We start from the raw sequence: 18736 nt of genomic DNA, 5'->3' as shown, positions 1-18736 counted from the left end.
CAACTAGCAGCTAGAGGCTAGTTCAGCTCCGTCTTCGGCTTGCCGTTCTGCTCTGCCAGCAGGTCACGAATCTCAGTCAGCAGGTCAGCCTCGGTGACCTCTGGCTCAGCGGAGGTCTCCAGACGAGCCTCACGCATCTCGTTGAACTTGTTCATCGGAGCAACGATGACGAAGTAGACAACCGCTGCGACCAGCAGGAAGTTGATGACTGCGGTGATGACAGCTGCGAAGTCAAGGTAGGTCGACGGGTTGCCCTTGATGATTTCGAAGCCGAGGCCAGTGACCTCAGCGCCACCGATGGTGTTCAGCAGCGGCTCGAGCAGGCTGTCGGTGAAAGCAGTGACGATTGCGGTGAACGCAGCACCGATGACAACACCGACCGCCAGGTCGATGACGTTGCCGCGCATGATGAACTCTTTAAAGCCCTTAAGCATAGGAAATTTCCTTCTGTAGAAACGGAACAAACCAAACGAGACCTGTGAGTCATCGCGTTGCTCAGTGCAGGCCCCTACGATTTCAGAGACGGGGCAGTGCGATGTCTGGCAGTGCCACTCTTCTTAGCTCTCATCGTAGTTTTGAATTGCCTGTCCATTGTATCCCTTCGCTAAGTTATGGGACAAGTCAACTTTCTGCAAAAAGCACTGTTCAGGGGCATAAAATCTGGTAATCAATGAGATTTTGGTCACTATCCCGCGAGTAACAGTGTGAGCGGGGACGTTAGCGATGTCGCTGCCACCACCTCCGCGGCGCCGGTGGGCAGTGCAACCAAAACCACCTCATCGTCGACGATGTTGACCACTCTCGCTCCGTGTGCAAGCGGTGCCGCCATCCCGCGCTCATCCGCGGTCGACACAATATCCACGCTGTCACCAGTGCGAAGAGCGGACACGATGCCCGCATCAGCCAACGTGATGGCAATAATTTTGCTTTCCGACGTCCCCGTCAGCGACTTGGCAAGTGACGGTCCGACCATTCGCTGCTCTGTAATTATCTCTCCCGGTGACATGCCGGTGGCCAGGGTACGTCCCCGCACAGCAGCGATGTCCGTTACGGCTCCACCGGGAACGAGATCCCGGGGAATGTCCTTGAAAGCCACATCTTGTTCTGCCACCGATGCGCCAGCGGCAATGGATTTGGCGCTAACCACTACCCGAATATGGCCGCTGCGGGGTGTCAATGACTCCACCGCCGCCAGGGCGACTGCGCATAGGAAAACAGTGAGGGCAACCATCCGCCGAATAGTTGTGGGGCGGAGCTTTCGGAATGGACGCGGAAACCGGGACGAATATTTTGGGCTCATATTAAGTTAGGCGCGAAAATCCCGGAATCGGTTCCATTAAATCTGTGAAATCCCCGCTGGCGTGATCACATAATCGACAGGAATGTCGTGCTCATCGTAGGCAAGCTCCGTGCGCAATTCGGTGTCGAAAACCGCAACAGCGATGGCCGCAGCTCTCGCTCCATCCGTATCACCGTCGCGTCGAGCGAAAACCAAGCTGCGATCGTAGTAACCAGCGCCACGCCCTAACCGCATCCCGGTTGCGGGGTCGGCCGCAACTGCCGGCAGGATAATGGCGTCGGCAACACCCAGCTCAGCTGGGCCAGCAGAGTCTTCCACCGAAACAGGTTCCAAGAGTCCAAATCGGCCCTTGTGGAAGCTGCCGTTGTAGTAACCCCAGTGCAGCGGTTGTGGTGGACCGGGCGGGCAGACGGGAAGCAGAATTCGTGCTCTGGGAACCGCGTTGGCCAGAGCTTCCACAAAGCCCTGGCCGGGCTCACCACCAGTCGAACTAGAAACGCTTGCGCCGGGTTCGTCGCCAGCGGGGATATAAGCGGCAATGACGGGTTTTGCGAGGTCGCCGACGGTATTGGATAACCATTCTTGCAGCTGCTGTGCCAGTGCTTCGTCGTCAAGCATGCGCTCACGCTGCCCCTTGGCGGCGCGTGCGGCGAGTACCTCGTGCCGTGTGCGGGTTTTGAAATCAGACGTGGTTTCGGGAAGCGGAGCCATACCTGCAAACCTACTCTGTCAGGTAGGGGAGCGACCTCTGTCGTCAGCGCAGGAGAAAATTTCTGATTAATGCGTTGAAAAAGCGGGGTCAGCCTCCGAGCAAATGGAAGTTATATAGGTATCGTTGCCATTATGGTCTCATCGTCTAAAGAGTCTGGTTCGGACATGACTACTCCGGTTCGAACTGTCATCGTTCCTGCCGCGGGCATGGGTACGCGATTCTTGCCTGCCACCAAGACAGTGCCGAAAGAATTGCTGCCCGTAGTTGATACGCCGGGCATCGAGATGATTGCTGAAGAGGCCGCCGCCACTGGTGCGCAACGCCTGGCTATTGTCACAGCGCCGAGTAAGGATGGCGTGCTTGGGCACTTCGACCCGCGCCCGGACCTTGAGCAGACTCTCGCCGAGCGTGGCAAGGACAAAATTGCAGCGAAGGTACGCCGCGCCACCGAGGTCATTCGCGTGGAATCCGTTGTTCAAGATCGACCGCTGGGCCTGGGGCATGCGGTGTTGGTCGCAGAGCCGCTGCTCGAAGACGATGAGGACAGCGTTGCTGTCATGCTTCCCGACGATCTCGTGCTCCCAGTGGGCGTGATGGATCGGATGACGGAAGTGCGCGAGCGCTTTGGTGGTTCGGTGCTGTGTGCGCTGGAAATTCCTCATGAAGAGGTCTACAACTACGGTGTCTTCGATATTGAGGACGCCACCCCGGCGGAGTCTGGTGAGCTCGGTGCTGACGCGGCCGACGCTGATGCCTGGGACGATGTGAAGCGAGTCAAGGGCATGGTGGAAAAGCCGGACCCTGCGGATGCTCCATCCAACTTCGTTGCAGTCGGACGTTACTTGCTCGATCGCGCCATCTTCGATGCGCTGCGTCGCATCCCGCGCGGTAAGGGCGGCGAATACCAGCTCACCGATGCAATTGAGCTGCTGATTCAAGAGGGGCATCCGGTTCATGTGGTCGTTCACAAGGGGTTCCGCCATGACCTGGGAAATCCTGGTGGCTTCATTCGTGCTTGCGTAGACTTTGGACTCAGGCATCCGGACTACGGCGAGGGGCTGCGCGACTACATGCAGCAGCGTCTGGCGCAGGATGAACAGGCTTAAAGCCTTTTTATAGAGGCTTGTACTGAGAAGCTGAATAGCCATAAAGCGCACCGCGGGTTGGTGCCGAGGAAGGTAAAACATGCGTTCTGTGGAAGAACAGTTGGCGGCAATCACCGCACACGCTGTGATGCCTGATCCTGTGCGCGTTGCTATTTCGGAATCCCTCGGCATGCTGTGCGCTGAGGATGTCATCGCTGAGCAGCCGTTACCGGGATTCGTGCAGTCAGCAATCGATGGTTATGCGGTGCGCGCTGTCGATATCGTCGGCGAATCTGGTTCTTTACCTCCGGATGCGCGTCAGAGTGATGTTGATTTTCGCGAGGTCGAGCTGCCTGTTGTCGGTGAGGTGACAGCCGGATCTCACCATCCAATGCGGCTACAGCCGAAGCAGGCCGTGCGCGTACAAACTGGTGCGCCGCTGCCATCGCTTGCCGACGCCGTCGTGCCCCTAAACTGGACCGACCGCGGTGGCCGTCGAGTTAATGTTCTCCATCCGGTCTACTCCGGTGACTTTGTGCGCAAGGTTGGCGACGACGTGCAGCCGGGTGACGTGGCTGTGTCCTTGGACTCGGTGATTTCGCCGTCACAGGTTGGATTGCTGGCAGCGGTGGGGCGTTCGAAGGTTTTGGTGCACCCCAAGCCGCGTATGTCCGTGATTTCCATTGGTAATGAGTTGGTCGATGTTGACCGCACGCCGGGGCTCGGTCAGGTCTACGACGTCAACTCCTACGCGTTGGCTGCAGCCGGCCGCGATGCCGGGGCCGAGGTACACCGAGTGGGTATTGCCACCGGTGAGCCCCGCCGCATCCGAGAAATCATCGAAGGCCAGCTCATTCGCAGTGAGCTCTTGGTCATCACAGGGGCTGTCGGCGGTGCCGCGGGTGAGCAGATTCGCCGTGTGCTCGCTGAATTGGGCGAGGTTGATGTTTCCCGCATCGCTATGCATCCTGGTTCGGTCCAGGGCTTTGGTCTGCTGGGGGATGACAAGATTCCAACGTTCCTCCTGCCGTCGAATCCGGTCGGCGCATTGGTCGTTTTTGAGGTCATGGTTCGTCCCCTCATTCGGCTGGCGTTGGGTAAGCGCAATCCCCGCCGCCGCGCTGTCACCGCTCGTGCTGTCGGCCCGATTGAGTCGGCGGAGAAGCGCCGTGGCTACATCCGTGGCCAGCTCATGCGTGACCGCGAGACCGGCGAATACATGGTGCAGCCGCTGGGAGGTTCCGGCGGTGCGCAAGCCCACCTTTTGGCCGGTATGTCGGAAGCCAACAGCCTCATCGTGATTCCGGAAGACGTGCTGCACGTGCGTCCGGGAGATGTAGTTGACGTGCTGTTCATGGCGCGCCAGGCCTAACCTCACTCCACTACCGCGAGTATTGTTGCTGTGCGTACTTCTCGTCTAGTAACCAGTGGCGGCCGAGTCCGCCTGCGTGTGCCAGAGCGCTCTGATGCCTCTGCATGGCGGGCACTGCGGCTGCGTGACGAGCCCATTTTGCGCCCCGTGGAGCCAACCCTCGAGGACGACTGGGATAACGCCCACAGGGCTTCTGTTTTCCGCCGTAACCTGCGCAGTTGGCGTCGTTCAGAGGCTGCGGGAGACATGATTGTCTCCACCATTGAGGTAGACGGCCAGTTCGCCGGCATGCTCACACTCGGCGGTATTACGCCTTTCCCCGTCGCTCACGCATGGATTGGCTACTGGGTCGGCAGCGGCTTTACATGTGGAGGGGTCGCCACTGCGGCAGTGGCGTTGGCGTCGGATTATGCCAAGAGAGTTGGCGTCCACCGAATTGAAGCGACTGTGTTGGACAGCAATGTCCCGTCGATACGCGTGCTGGAAAACTGTGGGTTCGAGTACGAAGGCGTGGCGCGGGAAGCCTTCCATATGGATGGCGCGTGGCGCGATCATCTGACCTATGCGCGGGTGGGGGAGGACAGTGCAGTGGACCTCATCGTGGCGAGTGGTCGCGCGCAATATGAAGAGGCGGAGAAATACCCACCGCAACGGCGCGCCTGAGTAGTCTGAGTAACACACGCCGATAGGGTGATGACAACTCTACTATTGGGCGAATTCGCTCTAGATACGCTGACTGCCTTCGCAAATGCCTCTGTGGAAGGGCATGTGGGTGGCGTATTTGGGCCGGGGAGAGACGGCGAAACCCCGGGCGAAATCGCAAGGAGACACAAAATATGTCAACTTCACTGTTGCTGATACTCATCGTTGTACTGTGGCTGTTTGTGCTGGCCCCGCTGGTGGTCAATACGCGCAAGCCGATTCGTCGTACTTCCGATGCGCTAGGTAAGACCCGCGTGCTGCATCGTGGTGGCGAGGAGTTGGCCACGACGCGCCGCCGTCCGTCTTTTAAGGAGTCGGACGTGCGCGTAGCCGAAGAAGTCGACGATTCTCTCGAAACCGTTGACGCGCAGGTCGACGATGACTTCGATGTCAGCGACGTGCTTATCGACGACACCGTGGACGAGGCGGCCGACCCGGCCGTCGTTGACGGCGATATCGTCTACGAGCTGGAAGCGGCAGATGCAGAAGAGGAGACCCCGCAGGCGGATGATTCCGCTACCGAGGAAGCCACTGCTGAGTCTTCTGACCGCTCTGACATGGACGTGTCCGATGATGAGTCTGCAGACCAGTCGCTGCAGGCTGTCGTTAATGACGAGGATGCTGAATCTGACTCCGCCGTTGCCTCCGCCGAAGGTGACGTGGTTCGTGCAGATGAGTCCTCTTCCGATGTGAGCGTTGACGTTCGCCGTCAGTTTGTCGACGCCGATGACTTGATGTTCGAAGATGCCGTTGAATCTGACGCTGATTCCGGTGCCGCGGCTGACGCTGAGCACGCGGACGCTGAGGCTCTCTCTGAGACTGAAGAGGCAGCAGACACCGTAGACGAGCAGGCGGAACCCGACGAGACCGTCGAGGACGACAGCGACCACAGTGTCGAGTCCAACGATGACGCAGTCGCTGTCGATGACACCTTGACCGAAGATGATTACGCGTTCGCTGAGAAGCGCCGTGGTCGTGGTGGGTTCGATCCGATTTCGGATGCCCAGTACGCTGAGACTCGCTTTGCCCGCCGCCGCCGTTCGGTTGCTGGGCTGGCAGCGTTCATCGCGGTCACGGTCATCATCGCTGCTTTCGCCGGTGGTTGGACCTGGTGGATTCCACTGGTCGGTGTCGGCTTGATGACCCTGTATCTGGTCAACCTGCGCCGCACCGTGCGTGCAGAGCAGGAACTGCGGGCTCGCCGAATTCGCCGTATGAAGATGGCCCGCCTCGGTGTACGTAACCGTGAGGATGATGAGCTGGGAATTCCACAGCGACTGCGCCGTCCCGGCGCGGTAGTAGTCGAGCTTGATGATGAGGACCCGGATTTCGCAGATCTGGCCTACGCTGACTACCGCTTTGATGACGACGATTACGACGAAATGCCGCAGGCTCGCGTGAGCTAGTCCTGTGAGCTGAGCCGTAGAACAACCTTAAAGTTGTCTGAGCACGTCAGCGCGATTTTTTGTTAGAAACTCGGCCTGTTACGATGTCACTACCTAAGACATGACACACCGGGTGTGTTTGGCGGAAGGCTTCTCCCGAGGGGTTGGGAGAAGCCTTTTTGCATGTTAAAGTCGCTGGCCTTTCGCTGCCGCAGTGCTACCGTGTTTTGACCGTGCCGTCGGGTAGCATGTCCCTCATGGATCGACCGGTAATGCGCGATATCGCGCTCGTGATTCTCCGCCTAATACTCGGAATTATCTTCATCTGCCATGGCTGGGACAAGATTTTTATCACCGGTATTGACAAGACGACCGGTTACTTTGTCGCTGCGAATATCCCGCAGGCGCACTTGACGGTCTGGGTTGTCGCTCTAGTCGAACTGGTCGGAGGCGCGTTGTTGATTCTGGGACTCTTGGCCCCGACAGTGGCGATGGTCTTCATCATTGAGATGATTGGTGCCTGGTGGTCGATGCACCTGGGCAATGGCCTGTTTATCCGCGACAACGGTGCAGAGCTTGTGATGTCACTCATCGGTGGTCTGGTGATGATTTTCGTTTTCGGAGCCGGCCGTTTCAGCTTGGACAGGCAATTCATCAGGTAAGACCTCAGTAGGTACAACCCCCTTAATAGTTAAAGGCGGTGGAGATTCCCCGTGGAGTGCGAGGAGATTCGCGCAGCATTGTCAGCTCGCCTCGATGGTGAGCAGGCAAACATTGCCGATGAAGTCATCGATGCCCATCTTGGGGCCTGCGAGGAGTGCCGAGCTTGGTACGAGCGAGCGGTGCGGCTGAACCGCGCCCTTACGGTTGGGCCTGCCGATGGCATGCCGGAGATTTCCACGGATGATCTCTCGGAACGCATTTTGGTCTCTATCGAACCGGAGCGCCGCCGGCGTGAGCGCGCATGGCTGCTCATAGCCGGCACCGCCCGCGGGGTGCTCATTGCGTTGGGACTTTGCTGGGCGGTCTGGGGGATTGCGACGCTGGTCGATGCCTCCGACATGATGACGCTTGGACTTTCCTCGACACAGCCGCAGGACGGTGCAGGAATCGCAACAAGCACGGGAGCGCCTATCGACGGTTCCACTGCCACCGTTGACCCAATGGAGCTCGGAGCACGCCTTGCCATTCAACTCGCGGCAATTCGGCTTGCATTGGCAGTGGGATTGTTCTGGGCTGCTTGGCGGCCGCGTGCTGCCATGGGCATGGCGCCGGTCTACGGTGCCGTCGCCACGTTCAGCATCGGTTTTGGTATTCGTGACATTCTCATCGGTGCCCAGGGAGCATCAGAGATCGCTGGTCTGGCCTTGATGTTTGTCTCCGCTTTGACGCTGGCCGTTGTGTGGCTGGGTGGCTATACGCCGACGGCAATCGCACAGGCATGGCGGGCCGCCTCGGGGTTGCCGGTCACAGGCGTGCCACCACAGCGGGACTAGCTCCAAGACGGCAACCAGAACCGCCATTCAAAGTGGTTGAGAGGCAGCGGGTAGCCGGTCAAAATCGGCAGCCAGAACACAAACGCGGTCACCACTAGTGCGGCGTGCGTGCCAACGATTACCAACCCCACCGGCTTACCGCGGGGCCGCCAGTGTGAGAGATCGTCGGCAAGCAGAGCAAAGGCGATGAGTACGAATGGAATCAGCGCGGTGGCGTAGAAAAAGTACATCTGCCGGTCGTAGCCGATGACCCACGGCAGCCACGAGGCGAGGAAACCGATGACTGGCAGCGCGTAGCGGCCGTCGCGGCGGCCGAGCCAACGCCATGTGGCCCACAGGACCACGGGGACCAGCAACCACCAGATGGGCGGGGTGCCAAAGAGCATCATCCAGCCCTTGCACTCCTGGCCACCACTGCAGTTGGTTTCGGTGGAGTAGTAGAGCATTGGGCGCCAGCTGACCAGCCACTCCCAGGGCTTGGACTCCCAAGGGTGTTTGTGGCCATTAGAGGTGGTCAGCTCGGCGTGGAACTTCAGCACGCTGTTTTGGTAGTGCAGGTAGTTCTGCAGGGCCTCGGGAAGCCAGTCGGTGCAGGGGAGTCCCGTATCGCGGTCTTCGGGCGAGACATGGCGATAGACCGACGTTTCTTCGGCGAACCAGGAACGCCAACTTAAGAAGTAAACGCCCAGTGGGACTACCACCAGATCACGCAACGCCGGGACGGTATCCCGGGCGAGTGCGCCGAGCACGGGTTTGTGCGCACCGGCATTCTTGCGGGAGACCAAATCCGTGAAGACGGACCACAGGCCGAATGCGGCCATGTAATACAGGCCAGACCACTTCACCCCGGTGGCAAGCCCCAGCATGATGCCGGCGAGCAGTCGCCACCAGCGATAACTGAGATAGGGGCCGAAACTACCTAGCTCCGTGGCGGATTCCAGGCGCTTGCGGGCATCGACCTGGTCGGTGAGAAGTGCCCACGCGGCCGCAGTGATGAAGAAGGTCTGAATCATGTCCAGCATGCCGACCCGGGAGGAGACAAACAGCACTCCGTCGGCAAGCGCATAGAGACCAGCGATACCCACTGCCAACCGCGAGCCGCGAGAGATGCGTCGGACGATGTCCATGAGCAGCAGTATGACCAGCGTGCCACACACCGCCGACATAAACCGCCAGCCCATTGGTGAGTAACCGAAGATCCATTCGCCCACGGCGATGACCTGCTTGGCCACTGGCGGATGCACAATCAGACCGTAGCCGGGATTGTCCTCAATGCCAGACGAGATGGGGTCGCGGGTGGACTCCAGAATCTGCCATGCTTGCGGCACATAGTGCTTTTCATCGAAGAGCGGGGTGCCATTGTCGGTCTTGGCAGCAAGCCCGATGAAACGGGTTAGCGCTGCGACGATTCCGAGAACCACAAAAGTGGCGGTATCCCATTTGTCCCACCGCCGCAGTGGCGGCAGCGAGGGCACCGGGGGAATCGGGCGCAGGAAACGCTTTTTCGCGCGGCGCTTGGTTTCCGGTGGTGGGGTTAAAGCGGCATCGGTCACGAATGTCAGTTTAAGCTATGGAATCATGACGCATTCGGCATCGAACTTCCAACCGCACGAGAACGCGCCTCTTAGCGAGGCAATGACGCTGGCCCCTGGCATCACTCTGGTGGCAACGCCGCTGGGCAATATCGCCGATGCCTCCGACCGCTTGCGCGGTGCGCTTATCGACGCCGATATCATCGCCGCGGAAGACACCAGGCGAGCACGCAACCTGGCCACAGCGCTGGGCATTTCCCCCAAGGGGAAGTTTGTTTCAAACTTCGATCACAACGAAGAGAGCCGCACTGAGTCGCTGATTCAGGCGGCGAAGGCGGGACAGAAAGTCATTGTGGTGACCGATGCGGGGATGCCGGTGGTGTCGGATCCTGGCCTGGCTGTGGTGGCGGCTGCTCACGACGCGGGTGTGCCGGTGTCCTGCGTACCGGGACCGAGCGCGGTGACTACCGCATTGGCTCTCAGCGGCTTGGGTGTCGGCCACTTCTGCTTCGATGGCTTTGCACCTCGTAAACAGGGGGCGCGCCGGGCCTGGTTGGAATCACTGAAGACAGAGAAGCGAGCCTGTTGTTTCTTTGAGTCGCCGCATCGATTGGCTGCCACGTTGGCGGATGCCGCGGAGATTTTAGGTGAGGAGCGGCGCGCGTCGGTAAGCCGTGAGCTGACCAAGCGTTTTGAAGAGACTCGCCGTGCGACGCTGGGAGAGCTGGCTGCGTGGGCGGAGGAAGGTGTCCGCGGCGAAATTACGGTGGTGATTGAGGGCGCGGGGCAGCAGGCGACGGAGGTATCCACGGAGGACTTGGTTGACCGCGTGGAGGAGCTTGTGGCTGATGGCATGCGGCTGAAGGATGCCGCGAAGCAGGTTGCGGCAGAGGCTGGAATGACAAAGCACCGTGATCTCTATCAGGCGGTTTTGGCTGCTCGTGAGGGAAATCGTTAGCCGATTGTTACTTTGTGCCAGAAAATGTTCCAGCGCACGCCAGTGAACAGGGTAAACGCTGTTATTGGGAGTTTTGTAATTCAGACGGGAAATGAGGAAAACCTGAGAGAATCCACATCCTGAGTTGAAATCCCAGGTCAATGGTGGACATGGTGGAGGAATGACGAATCCACCAGAGCATGAAATACAACAAGAAGTAGGGGAGTCAGTCGTCGGCGAAGTCAGGGCCGACGATTCTCACGCTCCCGTGAACCTCGGGGTTACCATCCCCGCCGTTGTCGCAATTCTGGCAATCATCGTCTGGGGCCTGGCGTGGCCGGATAGTTTCTCGACGTTTGCATCTAGCTCTCTGAACTGGGTCGTGGAGAACATCGGCTGGCTGTTTATCTTGGCCAGTACCGTCTTTGTCTTCTTCATTGTGTCCATCGCGATTTCCAAGTTCGGTCACATCCGCTTGGGCAAGGACAACGAGAAACCAGAGTTTTCCACGCCTAGCTGGATTGCGATGATGTTCGCCGCCGGTATGGGCATCGGTCTGATGTTCTACGGTGTCGCTGAGCCGCTGACCTTCTATCGCGATGGCGTGCCGGGCCATCAGCCGAAGGAAGTCGGTACCGCCATGGCTTCGACGATGTTCCACTGGACTCTGCACCCGTGGTCGCTCTACGCCATCGTCGGTCTCGCAATTGCTTACTCGACCTACCGCCTCGGCCGAAAGCAGCTGATTTCGGCGGCGTTCATCCCGCTCATCGGCGCGCGTCGCGCTGAGGGGCGGTTGGGCAAGCTTATCGACGCGCTTGCGATTTTTGCCACCGTCTTCGGTACGGCAGCCTCTCTCGGTGTGGGCGTACTTCAGATTTCCGCCGGTTTGGAAATCAACGGGTTCAACGCCATCAAGGGCGCACCTTTGTGGATTGGTCTTATTCTCGTTCTGGGCTGTGCCTTCTTGGTCTCTGCACTGTCGGGCGTGGGCAAGGGAATTCAGTACATCTCGAACTTCAACATGGTTGCCGCAGGTCTGCTGGCTCTGCTGGTGTTGGTCCTCGGCCCTACCGTGGTGATTCTGAACCTGATTCCGACCTCTATTGGCAGCTACCTGGATTCCTTCTTTGAGATGGCCTCCCGCTCCAGTGCTTCCGCTGACGGCACCGCCGGTGAATGGCTCTCTTCCTGGACAATTTTCTACTGGGCCTGGTGGATCTCATGGTCGCCGTTTGTCGGTATGTTCATCGCACGTATTTCTCGCGGCCGTACTATCCGTGAGTTCGTCTTCACCGTCGTCGCAGTTCCGTCGATTGTCTCTGCCGTATGGTTCTCCATCTTTGGCGGCACCGCCATTACTCGTGAGCAGCAGGGTGCTTCCATCTATGGCGACGGCTCGGCTGAGAGCCAGCTGTTCAACCTGCTGGAATCCCTGCCGGGTGGCGCGATTACTTCCGTCATCGCAATGGTTCTGCTGGCTACCTTCTTCATTACCTCGGCGGACTCCGCCTCCACGGTGATGGGCACCATGAGCCAGTTCGGTCGACTCACAGCATCGCGCACGGTCACTGCTATGTGGGGTATTTTCACCGCTCTGATTGCGATTGTCCTATTGGTCACCGGCGGCAGCGATGCCCTGTCCAACCTGCAGAACATCACCATTTTGGCGGCAAGCCCGTTCGTCATTGTTATCTTGGCGCTGATGGTGGCGCTGGTTAAGGGGCTTTCCGACGATCCGATGTACCTCGATGACAAGGAACAGCGTCAGTTTGCCCTGCGCATGGCTCGCGAGCGCCGCTTGGCGGAAGCGGCCGAACAGCGCGAACGCCGCCGTGCTCGTAAATTGCGCAACTAGCTTTCCAACAGCAGCGGTGCGGCCTTGGCCTCAATCTCGGCCCATTCGCCCTCGGGCGTAGACCCGATGGTGATGCCACCGCCGATGCCAGCTTCGACCCGAACTCTCCCCGAGTTCGGGTCTTTTGCATACTCAGCGGTACGAATGGCGACATTGAGCTCAAGTGCATCCCCGTGGGCCGCACCAATCGCGCCACAGTGAGCGCCACGGGGCTCGGGTTCCCACTCGCGCAGAAGCTCAATTGCTCGCAGCTTCGGTGTACCGGTGACTGAGGCCGGTGGGAAGCAGGCATCGATCAGCTCAGCGTGGCTGAGCTGATCGGGAAGTTCCGCGGAAACTGTGGAAAACAGGTGCCACACGCCCGGTGCCGGACGCACACTGAGCAGATCCGTGACCTTCACAGTGCCAGTTTTGGCCACCTGGCCGAGGTCGTGGCGCACCAGGTCGACAATCATGATGTTCTCGGCGACATCCTTATCGCTGCGCAACAGCTCATGCGGGGGCCGGTCAGCGGGAATCGTGCCTTTGATAGGAGTTTCAGTCACGCTTGTGCCAGCGCGGATGAGGAACTCCTCAGGACTCAGCGAGGCCAGAATTGGAATTCCAGCATCGAGGTTGCCGGGCAAGAATGCCGCTCGAGCCGGCTGATACCGCGCCACGCGGGAGGAAAACCACGCGCCGGCGTGGGCTAGTGCAGCATTGTCCACATCGACGTTCGTGCCCGATCCCGCATTCAGCTCCGCGTGAAAGCGTGTAGAGATGCAGGTTTGGTACACCTCGCCCGCGGCAATTGCTTCCTTACAGTTCTCCATTGCAAGCTGGTGGCGTTCTCGGTCGCCCTGATCCCACTCCAGTGGTGTGGCCGCGGGGAGCGCGTCGTCACGCGTGTTTTCGTGCGAGTATTTGATGGTCTCCTGAAGGGCTTGGAAATCCGGATTTGAGGGGTCACCGGTGCCGGGGCCGTCGAAATGCCACGTGCCGTCGTCGGCAAGCAATGCGACGCAGGCAGCGATCCCATGCGCGCTGGTGCCGGAGTAGGGGCGGAACCCAAATAGCCACGCATTGGGGTCGGGGCTGGTGAAAAGCGCTGTCGAATCGCAGGCGGTGAGCTCGACGTTAGCGGCGAGAACCGCGCGATAACCGAACCAGGAGCCGACGAGTGCGGCGGGGCGATGACCGGCGGCGATAAGACGAGCTAGCGCAGTGGTCGCGCGCGAAGTGAAGTCAGCGGCCGAGTCGGAGGAGGTGGACCGAGTGGACATAGGACATAAGCGTAGTGACTGCGCGAGCGCGCGATGACGCTAGGGGACAGTTCTTGGAAGACTTCATGAGGGCACAGTTCATCGTGATGGTAGGTCATCTATTACCCTGTTAGATATGTCTCGCATTTTCACAGCAGTTGCGTGGCCGTACGCTAACGGTCCGCGACATATCGGCCATGTTGCAGGTTTCGGTGTCCCCTCGGACGTTTTCGCTCGCTACCAGCGAATGATTGGCAATGACGTGCTGATGGTCTCCGGTACTGATGAGCATGGCACGCCACTGCTTGTGCAGGCGGAGAAGGAAGGCGTTTCTGTCCAGGAATTGGCCGACCGTTACAACCGCCAGATTGTGCAGGACCTCGCGGGTCTGGGGCTTTCCTACGACCTGTTTACGCGCACAACCACGCGCAACCACTACGCCGTTGTCCAGGAGCTCTTCCGTGGGCTCTACGAAAACGGCTATATGGTCAAGCAGACCACGATGGGTGCGATTTCCCCGTCGACCGGTCGCACCCTGCCGGACCGTTACATCGAAGGTACCTGCCCAATTTGTGGCGCTTCCGGTGCCCGCGGCGACCAGTGCGACAACTGCGGTAACCAGCTTGACCCGGCCGATCTGATTGATCCGGTGTCGAAAATCAACGGCGAGACCCCGAAGTTCGTTGAAACTGAGCACTTCCTGCTAGACCTGCCGGCTCTGGCAGAGGCCTTGACCGAGTGGCTGCAGGAGCGCAAGGACTGGCGCCCGAACGTGCTGAAGTTCTCCCTGAACATCCTGAAGGACATCCGTCCGCGTGCAATGAGCCGTGATATTGACTGGGGTGTGCCGATTCCGCTGGAGGGCTGGTCGGAAAACGGGACGAAGAAACTCTACGTTTGGTTCGACGCCGTCGTCGGTTACCTATCCGCTTCCATCGAGTGGGCCTGGCGCATTGGTGACCCGGAAGCGTGGCGCAAGTGGTGGAATGACCCGGAGGCGCTGTCCTACTATTTCATGGGCAAGGACAACATCACCTTCCACTCCCAGATTTGGCCGGCTGAGCTGCTGGGCTACCGTGGCGAGGGCTCCCGCGGGGGCGAGGTCGGGGAGCTCGGTGAGTTGAACCTGCCGACGGAGGTCGTCTCCTCGGAGTACCTGACCATGTCGGGCTCGAAGTTCTCCTCTTCCAAGGGCGTTGTCATCTATGTGAAGGACTTCCTGGCGGAGTTTGGTCCGGATCCGCTGCGCTACTTCATCGCGATGGCAGGCCCGGAGAACCAGGACACCGACTTCACCTGGGATGAGTTCGTCCGCCGCGTGAATAACGAGCTGGCCAACTCCTGGGGCAACCTGGTCAACCGCACCGTGTCCATGGCTTTCAAGAACTTCGGTGAGGTGCCAACTCCGGGCGAACTCACTGACGCTGACCGTGAACTGCTCGACCTGGCTGAGCGTTCCTTCGCCGAGGTCGGCGACGCGCTTGCGCTGTCCCGCTTCCGCGCCGGTATCACCGCCGCCATGCACTTGGTCGGAGAGGCCAACGCCTACATTGCTGCGCAGGAGCCGTGGAAGCTGGCGAAGGACGAGTCCCAGCGCGAGCGTCTCGCCACCGTGCTGTGGACAGCACTGCAGGTAGTCAGCGACGCCAATGTGCTGCTGACCCCGTACCTGCCGGAAAGCTCGCAGAAGGTCTTCGAGACCCTGGGCGGCGAGGGGATCTGGGCCGCAATGCCAGAAGTCCAGGAAGTCCAGGACGACATGCCGGTCGAACCGGTCGGCGCTGACCTGCCGGCAGAGGGTAGGAGCTACCCAATCATCACCGGTGACTACGTCAATCAGAAGGCCGCCTGGCGTCGCTTCGACATTGAGCCGGGTACGCAGCTTGCCAAGCCGAAGCCGATTTTCACCAAGCTCGACTCTGAGTTGGCTGAGCACGGCCCCGAGTGGGCACAGGTGAAGTAGGGGCTCAGTAGAGGTATGGGAAAGCGCAAACGCAAGATTGCAGAACCCGCGGAGTATCTCACTCCGCTGTTTGACGCCCACACGCATCTCGCGTCCTGTGGGGCGCAAACTCCGGAGGAGATTGCGACTCTCATGGACCGTGCCGCCGCAGCGGGCGTCGTCGGAGTTTGCACGGTCGGCGATGGAATGCCGGAAACCGAACTGGCCTTTACCGCCGCACACGCGCACCCCAACGTCTGGGCCGCCGCCGCCATCCATCCGACGCGCGCACACGAGCTTGACGACGACGCCAAGGCCCGTCTAACCGAAATGGCTGCCGATCCCAGGGTTGTGGCAGTGGGGGAGACGGGATTGGATTGGTACTGGCTGGATTCTCTCGACGGCTGCGCGTCGAAGAGCGAACAGCTGGCTGCGTTGCAGTGGCATATGGAGCTCGCAGCAACCGTCGGCAAGCCGTTGATGATTCATAACCGCGATGCCGATGAAGATCTGATGGCGGCGTTGGACGGCTATGACAATACGGTCATTTTGCACTGCTTCTCCTCGCCCATTGAGGTTGCCCGCGAGGCCATTGCGCGCGGTTACCTGCTGAGCTTTACCGGAAACGTGACCTTCAAACGCAATGATTACCTGCGGCAGGCTGTGGCTGAGGCGCCGGCGGAGCAGCTGCTGGTGGAAACCGATGCTCCGTACATGACCGCGGAGCCGTTCCGAGGTGCGCGCAATGAGTCAACTTTTATCGGTCATCAGGCGCGTGCGATGGCTGCGGCCCGAGAAATCGGGGCGGAGGAGATGGCGCAGATTTTGACGGATAACGCACGTCGGGTGTACGGCATTTAAGCACGTGCCGGCGTATTGCCGCCCTGAGCTGTGGAAATGCAGCCGGGGCGGTTTGTTGTATTTCCCGTCACTTTTATCGATTTATTTTAGACAACACTGAATCTTTACCGTACTGTTACAAACTGTATTTCTTTCATCTGATAGCTGCCCATCCTCCGAAAGGCTGTGACGAACCCCGTGAGTGCTGCGAAGAAGCGTCATCTCAATCGTGCTAACGACGGAGTCTCCACTTCGTCCAAGATCGCTGCTGGCGGTCTGGTCGCTGCTGTTGCTCTGGGTGGCACTGTCGCGGCATCCAACTACGACACCATCACCGTCGAAATTGACGGCAAGGTCGAGCAAATTGCAACCTGGTCCAAGGATGACAAGGCCATTCTGGAGAAGGCTGGTGTCGAAACCACCGGCGGAGACCTGGTTCAGCGTCAGGGCGACCTCACGGACGGCGGCAAGCTGGTCTACCGCTCTGCCAAGCCGGTCACGATGATTGTCGATGGCAAGCCGCAGGAGCACAAGACCAATGCCATCACTACCGATGAGCTGATTGAAGGTCTGAAGAAGCAGGGGCTCATCTCCGATAAGGACAAGGTCGAGGTCGAAAAGGGCGAGATTTCCGCTAAGGGAGTCGAACTCGACGTCGTTCGTGCCAAGAATATTGTGCTTCACGACGATGCCAAGGACATCGACCTGACCGTCCCGGCTATGACCGTCGGAGATGTGCTGGCTCAGCGTGGCATTGAACTGCGTGAAGATGACACCGTCGAGCCGGGTCTGGATGCTCCGGTCACCGAGGGGATGCGCATCGCTCTGTCTCGTCTGATTGATAAGACCATCACCGAGACTGAGGAGATTCCAGCTCACGAGAACATCATTGAAGATGATTCGATGTTCGAAGATGAGCGCATCGTTGAGCAGGAAGGTGAACCGGGCCAGGTAGAGCGTCAGGTCAAGGTCACCTCTCGCGATGGTGAAGAGCTCGGACGCGAGGTCCTGGAAGAAAAGGAGCTAAAGGCTCCGGGTATCTCCACTATTCGCCAGGGCACTAAGTCCCGCATTGCAGCTCCGGCTGCCGGCTACGGCGTGTGGGATCAGCTGGCTCAGTGTGAGTCCGGCGGCGACTGGGCTATCGATACCGGTAACGGTTTCTCCGGTGGTCTGCAGTTCACCGATTCCACTTGGGCAGCTTACGGCGGTACTGAGTATGCACCGCGTGCATCGCAGGCTTCCCGCGAGCAGCAGATTGCTGTCGCTGAGCGTGTCCAGGCTGGTCAGGGTTGGGGCGCATGGCCCGCTTGTACCGCTTCCATGGGGCTTCGTTAAAGCTAGTTCCGTCTAGCCATAACGAGCTAAGCCTATTTTTTGTGTTGACCCCGTAGTATCTAACTGTGACTAAAGCAGAAGTTTCTTTCTTGGGGCCGGTCGAAGTACGCGACTTGGCGGCGCAGTTGGATATTGTCCCGACGAAGAAATTGGGGCAGAACTTCGTCCACGACGCCAACACCGTGCGTCGAATTGTCGCTGCGGCGGACTTGCCGGAGGATTCCTACCCTGTTGAGGTTGGCCCCGGCTTGGGCTCGCTGACCCTCGGGCTGCTCGAACACTGCGGCCGCGCGGCGGCTGTTGAAATCGATTCGCGGCTGGCGGCGCGTCTGCCCCAGACAGTCACTGAGCGCGCCGAGGGCTGCGCACTTGAGCTCATTGAGAAAGACGCGCTGAAGGTCAGCCGCGAGGACTTTCAGACTGCCCCAGATGCGCTGGTGGCCAATCTGCCATACAACGTTTCTGTACCGGTGCTCCTGCACATGCTTGCCGAGCTGCCCACCATCCGTCGCGTGCTCGTGATGGTGCAGTCTGAGGTCGCTGACCGGCTGGCGGCTCAGCCGGGCTCCAAGATCTACGGTGTCCCCAGTGTCAAGGCCGCCTACTACGGCACAGTGCGTCGCGCCGGTGCCATTGGTCCGCACGTCTTCTGGCCGGTCCCCAAGGTTGATTCCGGGCTCGTTCGCATTGACTGCTACGCTCGCTCCGACGCTCCAGAGAACTCCAAGACCGCCGATGCCCCCGAGGCCCCGTGGGAAATCTCGCCGCAGTTCCGCGCACGCCTTTTCCCGCTTATCGACGCTGCTTTTGCGCAACGCCGCAAGACCCTCCGGGCGGCCCTATCGGGGATTTACGGATCTGGTGCCGCAGCCGAAGAGGCGCTTATGGCAGCGGGGATTGACCCCAAGCAGCGAGGAGAGAAGCTTGAAATTGCCGATTTCGTTCGTCTCGCTGAGGTCTCACGAGACCAGCGCTTTTAATAAAGGACAGGCAATC

General features: G+C 59.6%; 17 protein-coding genes. 12 read left to right on the top strand and 5 right to left on the bottom strand.

The features are described from left to right. Nucleotides 1-17 precede the first annotated feature (17 nt). From mscL to HMPREF2920_RS10010, 3 genes are all read right to left on the bottom strand, one after another. Nucleotides 18-434 (bottom strand): large-conductance mechanosensitive channel protein MscL, encoded by a 417-nt coding sequence (mscL, locus tag HMPREF2920_RS10020; RefSeq protein WP_049193054.1) that lies wholly within the window; start codon nucleotides 432-434, stop codon nucleotides 18-20. A 251-nt stretch (nucleotides 435-685) separates the two neighbouring features. Continuing rightward, nucleotides 686-1231 (bottom strand): SAF domain-containing protein, encoded by a 546-nt coding sequence (locus HMPREF2920_RS10015; RefSeq protein WP_246816354.1) that lies wholly within the window; start codon nucleotides 1229-1231, stop codon nucleotides 686-688. A 105-nt stretch (nucleotides 1232-1336) separates the two neighbouring features. After that, nucleotides 1337-2011 (bottom strand): 5-formyltetrahydrofolate cyclo-ligase, encoded by a 675-nt coding sequence (locus tag HMPREF2920_RS10010; protein WP_070601709.1) that lies wholly within the window; start codon nucleotides 2009-2011, stop codon nucleotides 1337-1339. 132 nt (nucleotides 2012-2143) lie between these two features. Here HMPREF2920_RS10010 and HMPREF2920_RS10005 point away from each other — a divergent pair, with 132 nt between their 5' ends. The 6 genes from HMPREF2920_RS10005 to HMPREF2920_RS09980 all read left to right on the top strand — a co-directional run bounded on the left by HMPREF2920_RS10005 (nucleotide 2144) and on the right by HMPREF2920_RS09980 (nucleotide 8052). Then, complete coding sequence (locus tag HMPREF2920_RS10005) at nucleotides 2144-3118, top strand: UTP--glucose-1-phosphate uridylyltransferase (protein ID WP_016423265.1); 975 nt, start codon at nucleotides 2144-2146, stop codon at nucleotides 3116-3118. A gap of 79 nt (nucleotides 3119-3197) precedes the next feature. After that, nucleotides 3198-4469: a molybdotransferase-like divisome protein Glp gene (gene glp, locus HMPREF2920_RS10000; protein WP_005511382.1), complete on the top strand. Its 1272-nt coding sequence runs from the start codon at nucleotides 3198-3200 to the stop codon at nucleotides 4467-4469. Between the two features lie 30 nt (nucleotides 4470-4499). Further along, nucleotides 4500-5132 (top strand): GNAT family N-acetyltransferase, encoded by a 633-nt coding sequence (locus HMPREF2920_RS09995; protein ID WP_048733595.1) that lies wholly within the window; start codon nucleotides 4500-4502, stop codon nucleotides 5130-5132. A 173-nt stretch (nucleotides 5133-5305) separates the two neighbouring features. Continuing rightward, nucleotides 5306-6577 (top strand): divisome protein SepX/GlpR, encoded by a 1272-nt coding sequence (gene glpR, locus HMPREF2920_RS09990; RefSeq protein ID WP_070601711.1) that lies wholly within the window; start codon nucleotides 5306-5308, stop codon nucleotides 6575-6577. A gap of 236 nt (nucleotides 6578-6813) precedes the next feature. Further along, nucleotides 6814-7218, top strand: coding sequence for a DoxX family protein (locus HMPREF2920_RS09985; protein ID WP_038629133.1), 405 nt, complete (start codon nucleotides 6814-6816; stop codon nucleotides 7216-7218). Nucleotides 7219-7269: 51 nt separating this feature from the next. Then, nucleotides 7270-8052 carry a zf-HC2 domain-containing protein gene (locus tag HMPREF2920_RS09980; protein ID WP_070854155.1) on the top strand — a complete coding sequence of 261 codons (783 nt, stop codon included), beginning with the start codon at nucleotides 7270-7272 and terminating at the stop codon, nucleotides 8050-8052. Here HMPREF2920_RS09980 and HMPREF2920_RS09975 read toward each other — a convergent pair. Further along, nucleotides 8049-9545, bottom strand: coding sequence for a dolichyl-phosphate-mannose--protein mannosyltransferase (locus HMPREF2920_RS09975; RefSeq protein WP_371326368.1), 1497 nt, complete (start codon nucleotides 9543-9545; stop codon nucleotides 8049-8051). The two genes, HMPREF2920_RS09980 and HMPREF2920_RS09975, sit on opposite strands and share 4 nt — an antisense overlap. Before the next feature lie 142 nt (nucleotides 9546-9687). Between HMPREF2920_RS09975 and rsmI the strand changes: the two genes are divergently transcribed. Further along, nucleotides 9688-10542: a 16S rRNA (cytidine(1402)-2'-O)-methyltransferase gene (rsmI, locus tag HMPREF2920_RS09970; RefSeq protein WP_210386872.1), complete on the top strand. Its 855-nt coding sequence runs from the start codon at nucleotides 9688-9690 to the stop codon at nucleotides 10540-10542. 160 nt (nucleotides 10543-10702) lie between these two features. Next, entirely contained in the window at nucleotides 10703-12379 is a 1677-nt protein-coding gene (locus HMPREF2920_RS09965; protein WP_049193060.1) for a BCCT family transporter, read from the top strand. Here HMPREF2920_RS09965 and HMPREF2920_RS09960 read toward each other — a convergent pair. Beyond that, a complete protein-coding gene (locus HMPREF2920_RS09960; protein ID WP_070601716.1) occupies nucleotides 12376-13641 on the bottom strand; it encodes an aminodeoxychorismate synthase component I in 1266 nt (421 codons plus the stop codon). The two genes, HMPREF2920_RS09965 and HMPREF2920_RS09960, sit on opposite strands and share 4 nt — an antisense overlap. A gap of 115 nt (nucleotides 13642-13756) precedes the next feature. Between HMPREF2920_RS09960 and metG the strand changes: the two genes are divergently transcribed. The 4 genes from metG to rsmA all read left to right on the top strand — a co-directional run bounded on the left by metG (nucleotide 13757) and on the right by rsmA (nucleotide 18720). Beyond that, nucleotides 13757-15583 (top strand): methionine--tRNA ligase, encoded by a 1827-nt coding sequence (gene metG / locus HMPREF2920_RS09955; RefSeq protein WP_070601717.1) that lies wholly within the window; start codon nucleotides 13757-13759, stop codon nucleotides 15581-15583. Between the two features lie 15 nt (nucleotides 15584-15598). Further along, a complete protein-coding gene (locus HMPREF2920_RS09950; protein ID WP_070601719.1) occupies nucleotides 15599-16423 on the top strand; it encodes a TatD family hydrolase in 825 nt (274 codons plus the stop codon). A gap of 165 nt (nucleotides 16424-16588) precedes the next feature. After that, the gene (locus tag HMPREF2920_RS11025; RefSeq protein ID WP_276257241.1) at nucleotides 16589-17740 is read left to right on the top strand and encodes a resuscitation-promoting factor; all 1152 of its coding nucleotides are present in this window, start codon (nucleotides 16589-16591) and stop codon (nucleotides 17738-17740) included. Between the two features lie 65 nt (nucleotides 17741-17805). Continuing rightward, nucleotides 17806-18720 (top strand): 16S rRNA (adenine(1518)-N(6)/adenine(1519)-N(6))-dimethyltransferase RsmA, encoded by a 915-nt coding sequence (gene rsmA / locus HMPREF2920_RS09940; RefSeq protein ID WP_049171269.1) that lies wholly within the window; start codon nucleotides 17806-17808, stop codon nucleotides 18718-18720. The last annotated feature ends 16 nt before the right edge of the window (nucleotides 18721-18736 follow it).

Source organism: Corynebacterium sp. HMSC075F02 (assembly GCF_001838335.1).
Lineage (GTDB): Bacteria > Actinomycetota > Actinomycetes > Mycobacteriales > Mycobacteriaceae > Corynebacterium > Corynebacterium jeikeium_D.
Note: the sequence above shows the minus strand (reverse complement) of the source record. Positions and strands in the feature narration are given on the sequence as shown.

Coding starts and splice junctions, on each gene's coding strand:
- mscL (WP_049193054.1), bottom strand. CDS start 434: ATGCTTAAGGGCTTTAAAGAGTTCATCATGCGCGGCAACGTCATCGAC.
- HMPREF2920_RS10015 (WP_246816354.1), bottom strand. CDS start 1,231: ATGGTTGCCCTCACTGTTTTCCTATGCGCAGTCGCCCTGGCGGCGGTG.
- HMPREF2920_RS10010 (WP_070601709.1), bottom strand. CDS start 2,011: ATGGCTCCGCTTCCCGAAACCACGTCTGATTTCAAAACCCGCACACGG.
- HMPREF2920_RS10005 (WP_016423265.1), top strand. CDS start 2,144: ATGGTCTCATCGTCTAAAGAGTCTGGTTCGGACATGACTACTCCGGTT.
- glp (WP_005511382.1), top strand. CDS start 3,198: ATGCGTTCTGTGGAAGAACAGTTGGCGGCAATCACCGCACACGCTGTG.
- glpR (WP_070601711.1), top strand. CDS start 5,306: ATGTCAACTTCACTGTTGCTGATACTCATCGTTGTACTGTGGCTGTTT.
- HMPREF2920_RS09985 (WP_038629133.1), top strand. CDS start 6,814: ATGGATCGACCGGTAATGCGCGATATCGCGCTCGTGATTCTCCGCCTA.
- rsmI (WP_210386872.1), top strand. CDS start 9,688: ATGACGCTGGCCCCTGGCATCACTCTGGTGGCAACGCCGCTGGGCAAT.
- HMPREF2920_RS09965 (WP_049193060.1), top strand. CDS start 10,703: ATGACGAATCCACCAGAGCATGAAATACAACAAGAAGTAGGGGAGTCA.
- HMPREF2920_RS09960 (WP_070601716.1), bottom strand. CDS start 13,641: ATGTCCACTCGGTCCACCTCCTCCGACTCGGCCGCTGACTTCACTTCG.
- metG (WP_070601717.1), top strand. CDS start 13,757: ATGTCTCGCATTTTCACAGCAGTTGCGTGGCCGTACGCTAACGGTCCG.
- HMPREF2920_RS09950 (WP_070601719.1), top strand. CDS start 15,599: ATGGGAAAGCGCAAACGCAAGATTGCAGAACCCGCGGAGTATCTCACT.